Source organism: Lysinibacillus sp. RS11, assembly GCF_042019215.1.
Classification (GTDB): Bacteria; Bacillota; Bacilli; order Bacillales_A; family Planococcaceae; genus Lysinibacillus; species Lysinibacillus xylanilyticus_A.
Genome location: NZ_CP168124.1, coordinates 2,515,619 through 2,526,337, shown reverse-complemented (window position 1 = coordinate 2,526,337; position 10,719 = coordinate 2,515,619). Strand labels below are relative to the sequence as shown.

General features: G+C 37.6%; 12 protein-coding genes and 2 pseudogenes. 10 read left to right on the top strand and 4 right to left on the bottom strand.

Translation table 11 applies throughout. The annotated features are described in order from the left end of the window. The 9 genes and pseudogenes from AB9L17_RS12850 to panF all read left to right on the top strand — a co-directional run bounded on the left by AB9L17_RS12850 (nt 1) and on the right by panF (nt 7,026). The gene (locus tag AB9L17_RS12850; protein ID WP_375199195.1) at nt 1–912 is read left to right on the top strand and encodes an alpha/beta fold hydrolase; all 912 of its coding nucleotides are present in this window, start codon (nt 1–3) and stop codon (nt 910–912) included. Then, entirely contained in the window at nt 896–1,627 is a 732-nt protein-coding gene (gene fabG / locus AB9L17_RS12845) for a 3-oxoacyl-ACP reductase FabG (RefSeq protein ID WP_374966558.1), read from the top strand. Before AB9L17_RS12850 ends, fabG begins: the two co-directional genes overlap by 17 nt. Before the next feature lie 16 nt (nt 1,628–1,643). After that, complete coding sequence (locus tag AB9L17_RS12840) at nt 1,644–3,110, top strand: class I adenylate-forming enzyme family protein (protein WP_375199194.1); 1,467 nt, start codon at nt 1,644–1,646, stop codon at nt 3,108–3,110. 203 nt (nt 3,111–3,313) lie between these two features. After that, nucleotides 3,314–3,682: a hypothetical protein gene (locus tag AB9L17_RS12835; protein WP_068984337.1), complete on the top strand. Its 369-nt coding sequence runs from the start codon at nt 3,314–3,316 to the stop codon at nt 3,680–3,682. A 338-nt stretch (nt 3,683–4,020) separates the two neighbouring features. Next, complete coding sequence (locus AB9L17_RS12830) at nt 4,021–4,353, top strand: hypothetical protein (protein ID WP_068984336.1); 333 nt, start codon at nt 4,021–4,023, stop codon at nt 4,351–4,353. Beyond that, nucleotides 4,335–4,658, top strand: a complete 324-nt coding sequence (locus tag AB9L17_RS12825) for a cache domain-containing protein (RefSeq protein WP_083226973.1) — start codon at nt 4,335–4,337, stop codon at nt 4,656–4,658. Before AB9L17_RS12830 ends, AB9L17_RS12825 begins: the two co-directional genes overlap by 19 nt. Next, nucleotides 4,622–5,155: pseudogene (locus AB9L17_RS12820) on the top strand (methyl-accepting chemotaxis protein); the annotation flags it as partial. The gene AB9L17_RS12825 and the pseudogene AB9L17_RS12820, both read left to right, overlap by 37 nt. Nucleotides 5,156–5,317: 162 nt before the next feature. Further along, nucleotides 5,318–5,581: a YhdT family protein gene (locus AB9L17_RS12815; RefSeq protein WP_068984333.1), complete on the top strand. Its 264-nt coding sequence runs from the start codon at nt 5,318–5,320 to the stop codon at nt 5,579–5,581. Continuing rightward, nucleotides 5,581–7,026, top strand: coding sequence for a sodium/pantothenate symporter (gene panF / locus AB9L17_RS12810; protein WP_068984332.1), 1,446 nt, complete (start codon nt 5,581–5,583; stop codon nt 7,024–7,026). The genes AB9L17_RS12815 and panF overlap by 1 nt, the downstream gene beginning before the upstream one ends. Here panF and AB9L17_RS12805 read toward each other — a convergent pair whose 3' ends face one another. The 4 genes and pseudogenes from AB9L17_RS12805 to AB9L17_RS12790 form a co-directional block, all read right to left on the bottom strand. Further along, a complete protein-coding gene (locus tag AB9L17_RS12805; RefSeq protein WP_375199193.1) occupies nt 7,027–7,626 on the bottom strand; it encodes a hypothetical protein in 600 nt (199 codons plus the stop codon). 37 nt (nt 7,627–7,663) lie between these two features. Continuing rightward, nucleotides 7,664–8,436 (bottom strand): annotated as a pseudogene (locus AB9L17_RS12800) (sulfite exporter TauE/SafE family protein). 363 nt (nt 8,437–8,799) lie between these two features. After that, nucleotides 8,800–9,426, bottom strand: a complete 627-nt coding sequence (locus AB9L17_RS12795) for an FMN-dependent NADH-azoreductase (RefSeq protein ID WP_375199192.1) — start codon at nt 9,424–9,426, stop codon at nt 8,800–8,802. 56 nt (nt 9,427–9,482) lie between these two features. Further along, on the bottom strand, nt 9,483–10,067 hold the full coding sequence (locus tag AB9L17_RS12790; protein ID WP_375199191.1) for a DUF3238 domain-containing protein: 585 nt from the start codon (nt 10,065–10,067) through the stop codon (nt 9,483–9,485). Between the two features lie 163 nt (nt 10,068–10,230). Here AB9L17_RS12790 and AB9L17_RS12785 point away from each other — a divergent pair, with 163 nt between their 5' ends. Next, complete coding sequence (locus tag AB9L17_RS12785) at nt 10,231–10,704, top strand: MarR family winged helix-turn-helix transcriptional regulator (protein ID WP_068984326.1); 474 nt, start codon at nt 10,231–10,233, stop codon at nt 10,702–10,704. Nucleotides 10,705–10,719: the final 15 nt, after the last annotated feature.

Here is a 10,719-nt window from a genome sequence, read left to right as displayed (position 1 = left end):
ATGTTAAAAACGGTTCAACTATCAAATGGAGAAACGATTGCATATCGTAAACGTCAAGGGGGCGAACATGTTTTATTACTTATTCATGGCAATATGACATCCTCTAAGCATTGGGATGTTTTAATAGATTCATTGGATGAGAAATATACAATTTACGCGATGGATTTACGAGGATTTGGTAGTTCATCTTATCATAAACCAATTTCTGCGATAAAAGATTTTAGCGATGATGTAAAGCTATTTGTGGATGCCATTGAATTGCAACACTTTGACATGATTGGCTGGTCAACGGGCGGAGCAGTATGTATGCAGTTTGTCGCAAATTATCCAGGCTATTGTCAGCAGCTTATTTTACTAGCAACTGCATCTACGAGAGGCTATCCATTTTACACAGATTCAGGTACTGGCCATCAAACATCATTGAAGAGAGCATTTACCTATGAAGAGGTGCTCGTTGATACATCTAAAACAAAATTAGTACAAGGTTTCTATGATTCGAAAAATGTGCAAGGCTTACAGTCGATTTGGAACGCACTTATTTACACACATCAGCAACCTAGCGCGGAACACTATCAGGAATATGTGGAGGATATGCTGACGCAAAGAAATTTAGCTGAAGTTTATCATGCATTAAACGGCTTTAATATTAGTGCAGTTGATAATGAGGTCGCAAAAGGAACTCAAGAGGTACAACAGATTACCATTCCGGTCTTAGTGTTAAGAGGGGATCGCGATTATGTCATAACGGAAGAAATGAATGATGAAACAATGCTCGATTTAGGTGCTAATGCACAGTTTGTCAGCTTAAAAGACTGCGGTCACTCCCCATTAATAGATGATTTACCACAGCTTACATCTGAAATCGAAGCTTTTTTAGAAATTGGAGGAAAGAATTATGCGTTTAAACAATAAGGTTGCCATTATTACAGGAGCTGCGAATGGGATTGGCTATGCTGCTGCTGAACGATTTATAGAAGAAGGTGCATTCGTTGTCATTGCAGATTTTAATGAAGAGGCTGGTGTTTCAGCGGCACAGCAATTAGGGGATCAGGCATTATTTGTGCAAGTAAATGTTGCGGAAAAAGAGTCTGTTAAGAAACTGGTGTCAACCGTTATAGAGCACGCAGGCAGAGTTGATATATTAGTAAATAATGCAGGCATTACTCGTGATGCGATGCTATCTAAAATGACAGAGGAGCAGTTTCAACAAGTACTCGATGTGAATTTGACAGGTGTTTTTCACTGTACACAAGAGGTGATTCCACATATGGTGGCAGCCGGTGAAGGCAAAATTATTAATACATCTTCCGTTAGTGGTGTATATGGAAATGTTGGCCAAACGAATTATGCTGCAACAAAGGCTGCTATCGTCGGCATGACCAAAACATGGGCGAAGGAATTAGGGCGTAAGGGCATCAACGTTAATGCAGTGGCACCTGGCTTTACAGAAACAGACATGGTGAAAAAAATGCCAGAAAATGTGCTGGCACAAATGCGCTCTATCGTGCCACTGCAAAGATTAGGCACACCTAGAGATATTGCCAACGCTTATTTATTTTTAGCATCTGATGAGGCTTCCTATGTCCACGGTCACACGCTTCATGTGGATGGAGCAATTATGATGTGATAAGGGGGCTTTCAAGATGTTTGTAGAGCAAGCCTGGATTTTAAAACGAGCATCGTTAACACCTAAGCGTATAGCATTGGTGAATTTAGAAACACAGGAACAGTGGACTTATCAGCAATTAACAAAGGAAATTACAAAATGGAGTTGTTTTTTTGAGCGTCAAAATTTACAGGCAGGGAGTCGTGTAACTGTATTTTCGAAAAATCACATCCAGCTTTTAGCGATCGTATTTGCCTGCGGATTACGAGGTCTTATCTACGTACCATTAAATTGGCGTATGAGTACGAAGGAATTAAATGATATTTTAACGGATGCTACGCCTTCCTTACTGCTTTACGATGAAGAAATGAATTGCCCTTTAATTTTAGAAAACATGCATCCCCTTCGTTTAGCTAATGAAGTAGGTGCGCTCAACATTAAAGAAGTAGACCTTAATGATCCTTGGTTTATGATTTATACAGGGGGCACAACTGGCAAGGCAAAGGGAGTTGTCCTATCCTTTAATTCTATTAATTGGAATGCGATCAATACAATTATTAGCTGGGGTTTAAATGATACTGATTGTACGTTAAATTATATGCCGTTGTTTCATACAGGAGGTTTGAATGCCCTATGTATTCCACTGCTAATGGCTGGCGGTACGGTTGTTATTGGTGATAAGTTCGACGCAGAAACCGCACTTAAAGCAACTAATCAGTATAAGGCGACGATTTCGCTTTTTGTGCCAACGATGTACCAAGCGATGATTGCGACGGATTACTTTAAGGAGAGTAATTTTCCTTCCGTGAAAGTATTTTTATCAGGAGGGGCACCATGTCCGTATCCGATTTATGATGAATTTTATAAAAAAGGGCTATTTTTTAAAGAGGGCTACGGCTTAACGGAAGCAGGTCCAAATAATTTTTATATTTCTCGAGAGGATGCTTATTTGAAAAAGGGTGCTGTGGGGAAGAGCATGCAATTCAATGAAGCTAAAATTATCAATAGTGCGGGAGAAAGCTGTGCGCCAAATGAAGTGGGAGAGCTATTGGTCAGAGGAAAGCATATGTTTCGCTTTTACTGGAATAATCAGCAGGAAACTGAAAAAATCATGCATGATGGTTGGTTAAAAACGGGTGATTTAGCCATGATGGATGAGGATGGCGATTTTTATATTGTCGGTCGCAGTAAGGAGATGATTATTTCTGGTGGTGAGAACGTTTATCCTCAAGAAGTAGAACAATGTATTTTGCGCCATCAGCAAGTGCAAGAAGTTGCAGTGATTGGAGTGGCTGATGATTATTGGGGAGAAATCGTGACGGCAATTATTGCTTGCAAGGATCAGGGAGATTCGATAATAGAGGAAATTAAAGAAATCTGTGGTAAGCATCTAGGTCGCTACAAAATTCCAAAAAAGATTATTTTCATCGACGAATTGCCAAAAACAAGTGTCGGGAAAATTGATAAAAAAGCATTACAAATGTATGCGAAAGCATCTTCTTGAGTAAAAACGCTTGGGTCTCCAGGCGTTTTTCGCTTTTATAAATGAAATGCTTCCTTAATGCTCAAGGCAACTTCTTCCTAGATTCATCCTTTGAGAATCCTTTATGTATTTATGTTAAAATATTGCGAGTGAAATCAGGTTCTTAATGTTTTTATCTAGTATCAAGGAATAAAATTCGGAAACGAAGAAAAGGTAGTGCTACTATGGAAAACGTATCAAATGTAGAAAAATTGGAATCAATAAAATCTTTACAATCGACAATTAGAAAACTCGAAAACGCTTTGTCCCAAATGACTCAGAAAGGTGCAAATACTACCTTGGTAAAGAAGCGACTTAAAGCTGTTTGCATTGGCTTAGCAATGTTAGAATACGTTTGGAATCAAAGCCCCCATCATTATACCCAGGAAGATTTAGTAGAAGCTCGCCAAGTTCTTACTGGTTTATTTCCATCAATTGAGAACATATATAGTAAGTCAAAGGTTGGTAGTCCCCAAAAAACGCTTTTAGAAAGAAGAATGAAAGCGTTGAAACTAGCTGTTCAAGCGATTGATGAACGTTATTTATCTAACTAAATAGAGTATCGGGAGCTTTCATAAGAAAACATATTACTTCTTTTAAAGTTGAAGAACATACAAATGAAGAACTAAATATATCGTCGAAGGCTACGGAAAAGTTTTAAACCGGTTATTTTAGCTATTTCCTGACCAAGAGTCATTTTCCTCATTGCTTCAAATATTGAAAAAACCCTCTCCCTTATTGCTGCATTTTTACCACTAACAGTCCATATCGATTAATAATAGTAATTTATTGATAAAGTGTTGAAACTATAGTCAGAATCATGTTTAATAAAATTGGTTTACATTTTATACATAATATTCCTGGAAAATATGAAAAAGGAGAGAGGGGTTTTTTGCGCACTTTTAAAATTAGTACAAAATTTAATTTGCTTTTAGTGGGAGTCATCATATTTTTAAGCATGATGATTGGAATTGTCTCTTATATGCAAGTGAAACAAATTATGCATAACAATTTCGAGCAGAGTATAACCTATGTTTCGAAGGTTGGTTATATGTTACTAGAGGAACGATTTAAGGGAGATTGGGCGATAAAAGACGGGGAACTATACAAAGGGAATACGAAAATAGTTGACCAGAAGGCCTTTGTTGATGAGGTAGGAGAAAGCATCGAAGGTGGTGTAACTATTTTCCAAGGTCGAAAGGGCTTATTACCAATTTACAGCTAAATGGGGAACGTTTAGTTGGTAAAGAGGCAGATTCAAATGTCGTTGAAAATGTGATGAATAAAGGGGAAACTTTCATAGGTGAAGCCGATGTAGTAGGAACAAAATACTTAACACTCTATGCACCAATTAAAGATGCAAATGGAGACATTATTGGGATGTGGTTTGTCGGTGAACCTATAGACGAGATGAATGCTATTATTTTTGCATTTATTGGCAAGTTGCTCATAGTGTTATTCATAGGAGCTATTATTGCTATATCAGGTAGTTTACAAGTATCGCCGATCAAACGAATTTACTTGCTTTAAACGCTGCTATAGAAGCGGCTCGTGCTGGTGAACAAGGAAAAGGCTTTGCTGTCGTTGCAAATGAGGTTCGTAAATTAGCAGAACAATCAAAGGAATCTGCAGATCAAATAGCATCACTTATTCATTCTATTCAACATAATACGGCGAATGTTATTACGGCCATTTCGAGTAACTCGAAAGAAACAGCAGCAGGTAGGAATATTGTTGATGAGACAAAGCAGGTCTTCCACAAAATCATGCAGTCGATTAAGAGAGTTAGTACACAGTTACATGACGTCTCTACTGTAACAGAGCAAATGTCCGCGGGTGTTGAAGAAGTAACTGCCTCAACAGAAGCAATGGCACGCATTGCAAGCAAGGCAACTGAAAATACGGAGCATGTTACGTTAACAGCGAAGGAGCAATTAGCTTTCATAGATAATATGGCGTCTTCAGCCAAAGAGATGGCACAACAAGCACACGAGCTTCAAGGCTTACTAAAAAAATTCCAATATTAAAAATGTCTAAAAAACGCTTGGATTTCCAGGCGTTTTTTATATTTAAGATGCGTAGTAGGATAAGGAGAGATATTTATTTGCTAACTGTCATTTATTTTTTTCATAAAGGTTCCCATAATACGAACATACAAGTAAAATAGTGTAGGTTAGGGGGATTTTATTTTGAAAGATCAACGCTTTAAAATTGCGCATCGAGAGGCGCTTATCGGCATCGGACTTGTCATTGTCAACTTTGCCATTTGGTTTGGCTTTGCTTACGGACTAGGCTCTGGTGATCCGACAAACTATACGTATGTATTCGGTTTCCCTGCATGGTTTTTCTATAGCTGTATCGCAGGGACAGGCTTCATGATTATTTTAATCTGGGTTGTCATGAAACTCTTTTTCAAAGAGGTACCATTTGACGATGAGGAGGTGGATCAATAATGCATTGGCAAGTTATTTTTCCACTGTTATTATTTTTAGTCATCATCTTTGGTATTGGTATCTGGTCAAATAAGCATATACGCGCTTCCAATTCATTTTTACAGGAGTACTTTCTAGGTGGTCGTGAAATGGGTGGCTTCATTTTGGCCATGACCATGATTGCCACGTACGGTAGTGCAAGTAGCTTTATTGGTGGTCCAGGTGTTGCTTACACGAAAGGGCTTGGCTGGGTATTGTTGGCGATGGCGCAGCTTCCTGCAGGTTATTTTGTTTTAATGATTTTAGGGAAGAAATTTGCTATTATCGCAAGACGTTATCAAGCCATCACATTAATTGATTTTTTACGAGAACGTTATAAGAGTCATGTCATTGTTATTCTATCAGCCATTAGTATTATCATCTTTTTATTTTCAGCGATGATGGCACAATGGGTAGGTGGTGCTCGTCTAATCGAATCATTAACTGGCTTAAACTACACAACTGCACTCTTTATTTTTGCCATTTCCGTATTAGTTTATGTTATCATTGGGGGCTTCCGTGCTGTTGCATTAACGGATACAGTACAAGGCTCGATTATGGTCATTGGAACAATTATTTTATTAATTGGGACAATCATTGCTGGTGGGGGAATCGATAATATTATGGCCTCCCTTGTTGCGGAAAATCCAAATCTTGTGTCTCCTTTTGGAGCAGAAGGTGAATTAACGCCATTATACGTTTCTACATTTTGGATTTTAATAGGGGTTGGCGTTGTAGGCCTTCCACAAATTGCAGTTCGTGCCATGAGCTATAAAGATTCAAAAAGTATGCATTTAGCCATTATCATTGGCACTATTGCCATAGGGACAATTATGTTTGGGATGCATTTAATTGGTGTATTTGCGCGACCAGTTTTACCGGGCATAGAAATTGGTGATAAAGTTATGCCACTGCTGACATTGGAGGTTTTACCGCCGTTTTTAGCGGGCATTGTCTTAGCAGCACCGATGGCAGCTACAATGTCTACCGTCAACGCGCTACTGATGCTTGTAAGCTCCACTGTAGTAAAAGATATTTACTTAAATTATATTAAGCCGACAGCAAACGATACGGAAATTAAGCGTGCAAGTTTTATTGTCACAACAGTTATTGGTTTAGCCGTTGTCGTTTTTGCACTAAATCCACCAGATTTATTAGTATGGCTGAATTTATTTGCTTTCGGTGGACTTGAGGCTGTCTTTATTTGGTCCGTTGTATTAGGACTATACTGGAAAAAGGCCAATAAATATGGTGCAATTGCGTCGATGATTTCGGGTATGACCTTATATATTATTATTGATCGTTTTTACCCATCCGTCTTTGGTATGCATACCGTAACAATTCCAATTGTCGCTTCTTTATTCATATTTGTTTTAGTTAGCTTATTAACTAGTCATAAATTTAAAGATGAAAAGCTATTTATTTAACTAAGAAAACGTCGTAGAGATAGAATATCTACGGCGTTTTCTATTGGAGATGAATAGAACGTTCAAAGTCGTGGATAGAACCTTCGAAATGATGGATAGACCGTCCAAAGTTGTGGATAGAACCTTTGAAATGATGGATAGAACCTCTGAAATGACGGATAGCCCCTGGAGCGACGGAAAGAATCTCCGGAATGACGGAAAGAACCACTGGAGCGACGGATGAAACCTTTCAAGTGACGGAAAGAACCATTGAAGTGACGGATAGAACCTTCGAAATGATGGATAGACCGTCCAAAGTTGTGGATAGAACCTTTGAAATGATGGATAGAACCTCTGAAATGACGGATAGCCCCTGAAGCGAGGGAAAGAATCTCCGAACTGACGGAAAGAATCATTGAAGTGACGGATAGAACCTTCGAAATGATGGATAGACCGTCCAAAGTTGTGGATAGAACCTTTGAAATGATGGATAGAACCTCTGAAATGACGGATAGCCCCTGGAGCGACGGAAAGAATCTCCGAACTGACGGAAAGAACCACTGGAGCGACGGAAAGAACCTTCGAAATGAAGGGGAGAACGCCCCAAAAGTTTGTTGACATGCAAAAACGCCGTAGATAACATATCTACAGCGTTTTTTTAATGAACTATTATGTAATCATAAGCATTTTTAGTTAGCAATGTAATCGTTACGATAATAAACAGCACACGTACAAAGCCGCTCCCTTTTTTATCGCTACGCGCGAGCCTACCATTGCACCACCAATTTGAGCTACCCCCATCAATAATCCATAAACATAATGAATGTGCCCTAAGTAGGCGAACATCAAAAGACCCGCAACATTACTTGCTAAATTTAAAAACTTCGCATTTCCCGCCGCTTTTAAAAAATCAAACCCGATGAGTAAAAAGCTAAAGATTAAAAAAGAGCCAGTTCCAGGACCAAGAAACCCATCATAAAATCCAATGCTAAATAACAAAATCATAAATAAAAATAAATGAGTACGTGATAAATGTTTAACTGCAGATACAGAGCCCCAATCTTTTTTAAAGATTGTATAGATTGCAACAGCAGCAAGCATGATGAGCATGAGTGGTTTTAATAATTCAGGATTGATTAAATGAACTGTCCATGCCCCAAGTAGCGATCCGACAAAAGCTAGTGGAAAGTATTTGAGTACGGGACGGATTTCTAGCTGTCCAGAACGATAAAAGGAAATAGTTGATGTTAAAGCGCCCATTGTACCGGCAAGTTTATTGGTCGCAACAGCTGCAGCCGGATTTAAACCAGCAAACATGAGGGCAGGCAAGGCAATTAAGCCACCCCCTCCAACAACTGCGTCTACAAATGCAGCTAGAAATCCGAAAGATATTAATAAGATTACTAAATTTAAATCTAATTCAAATGCCATGTTTGCACCTCTATATTTAGTTACTACTGAAATAGTAACTAAATTTCGAGTCGCTGTAAAGACTTTTTCGTAAGTAAATGATCTACAAAATTTAGATTCATGTAAACAGATTGAGGGTATTATTATTTTAAAAACGATACTATTAAATTAAGTCTAGACTGTATTTGTATCTAAGTTGAATTAAAGAGATTCCCATCACTTGAAGTAAAGGGAAAAGAGGATAGGGTTAAAAAGGCATATATTGTGAAGTAGCCTTTGAATAAAAGGAAGAATAAAAAATATGGAGTGAAATTAGATTTCGCTCCATACTTTATATAAAAATAATAGTGTTGTACTGCCATTAAGAGTGCTAGTTTTGGCTAATTAAAAAATACTTGCAACTTTAACAGCCTTTTCAAGTCCTGTTGCAATAATTTCTTCCGCTTTATCAGGGAATTGATTGTGACCTTCAATCACTATTTTCTCTAGATATTTTACACCGAAAAAGTTCATCATGCTTGCTACATATTTAACAGCCATTTCTAACTCTGCTTTTGGTCCTTCAGAATAGACACCGCCACTCGCGTTTAATAATACAATTTTCGTATCTCCAATTAGACCTACTGGACCGTCTGGTGTATATTTAAATGTTTTGCCCGCGCGGTTTAAATAATCAATATAAGTGTGTAATACAGCTGGAATTGTTAAGTTCCATAATGGGAAACCAAACACAACTTTATCAGCTGCAAGGAATTGATCTAAATATTTATCAGCGACAGCAACAGCTTTTGCTTCTAGTACTGTTAAATCTAATCCTCTACTAGCCTTGAATGTACCATTAATCATATCTACTCCTACATATGGCAATTCTTCATTGTATAAATCAAGTTCTACCACTGTATCATTTGGATGTGATTCTTTATAGCTTGCTAAAAATGTTTCATATAATTTCACACTCACCGCTTGGTCTGCGGGACGATTGTTCGCTTTTACAAATAAAACTGTTGTCATTTTCTTTTCCTCCTGGTGCTACTCTTATGTTGTTTTAAATAGGGAACCATATATCTTTACAGTTTCTTTGTGAAACTATACTCCATGTCTCCACCTAGAGCTTCAGCAGTATCACCAGTTTCTCTGAAGTCATGTGTATGAATTTTCTCAAACGGACCAAAATTTACTTGCTTATAAAATTCAAAACAAGGGAATCCGTCATGTTCACCGTGAATATCGACAGTACCATCTTTTTTGACATGTACAGTTAATAGATAATCAACGGGAGGTGCATATACATTTAATGGGTTGCTGGCACTAGCACTCATTTGAAATTTGACGTCATCTGATCCCCTTATAATATCAGTACACAAAATACCGTCAGTACTAGCTTTTCCAGTTTTTTTAATAACGGATCCATCGGGAGTTATAATTCTTTCCGTTGTTATGCCTGTATTTGCATATGTGAATATGTCTTTTTTATAAAAATCTACAACCACTTCTTGTTCAATTCTGGAACGCATTGCGTTTACAGCATATGGTGTAAATTCACGTGAGTCACCTTCAAATTGAATCACGTTTCCTGTTTGAGTATCCTTCTTAGGTTCAGTCCAAGACATTGGAATAAATACACTTGCTCTAACTTTAACGATAGTATTCATGGAAACCTCCATAATTTATTTGATTAATTTACTAAATTTGTTTGGGTGTATCCTATTTATTTTGTAATCGAATTATAGTCAACTTGATTGACTACATTGTGTATAGTACAATGTGTTTCAAATAAAGTCAACCTAATTGACTTTATTTGAGGAGGGTTTAAGTATGAATCATGAAGGATTTAATGAGTTGGATCTTACATCACTTTTATCATTATCCTTTAGCACATCAATTAATGAACTGCATGACAGATTGAGTGTATTGGGATTTGAGGATATTAGACCTGTACATGGCTTTATGTTTAAAAGCATCATTCCCAATGGAGCTACAGGTATAGAAATAGCCGAATATTTAGGCATTACTAAGCAAGCTGTGAGCAAAATGGTGGATTATCTTGAGCAACGTGATTATGTAATGCGCAAAGCTCATCCCACTGATAAGAGAGGGAAAATTATTGTTTTGACCGAACGAGGTTGGTTAGTAGTTAATGCAAAAAAGAAGATACTGGATGAGATTGAGCAACAGTGGATTAAAAAAATAGGTGTGGAACGACTACAAATGCTCAAAGAAGATTTAAGTAAATTAGTTTATGAAATAAATGAAGGTGAATTACCAACGAAAATAAGACCTGTCTGGTAATTATTATAGAGCTTA

Bases quoted from the DNA above. Each gene is read 5' to 3' on its own strand.
- AB9L17_RS12790 (WP_375199191.1), bottom strand. From the start codon at position 10,067: ATGAATACTATCGTTAAAGTTAGAGCAAGTGTATTTATTCCAATGTCT.
- fabG (WP_374966558.1), top strand. From the start codon at position 896: ATGCGTTTAAACAATAAGGTTGCCATTATTACAGGAGCTGCGAATGGG.
- AB9L17_RS12850 (WP_375199195.1), top strand. From the start codon at position 1: ATGTTAAAAACGGTTCAACTATCAAATGGAGAAACGATTGCATATCGT.
- panF (WP_068984332.1), top strand. From the start codon at position 5,581: ATGCATTGGCAAGTTATTTTTCCACTGTTATTATTTTTAGTCATCATC.
- AB9L17_RS12805 (WP_375199193.1), bottom strand. From the start codon at position 7,626: ATGTCAACAAACTTTTGGGGCGTTCTCCCCTTCATTTCGAAGGTTCTT.
- AB9L17_RS12835 (WP_068984337.1), top strand. From the start codon at position 3,314: ATGGAAAACGTATCAAATGTAGAAAAATTGGAATCAATAAAATCTTTA.
- AB9L17_RS12795 (WP_375199192.1), bottom strand. From the start codon at position 9,426: ATGACAACAGTTTTATTTGTAAAAGCGAACAATCGTCCCGCAGACCAA.
- AB9L17_RS12785 (WP_068984326.1), top strand. From the start codon at position 10,231: ATGAATCATGAAGGATTTAATGAGTTGGATCTTACATCACTTTTATCA.
- AB9L17_RS12840 (WP_375199194.1), top strand. From the start codon at position 1,644: ATGTTTGTAGAGCAAGCCTGGATTTTAAAACGAGCATCGTTAACACCT.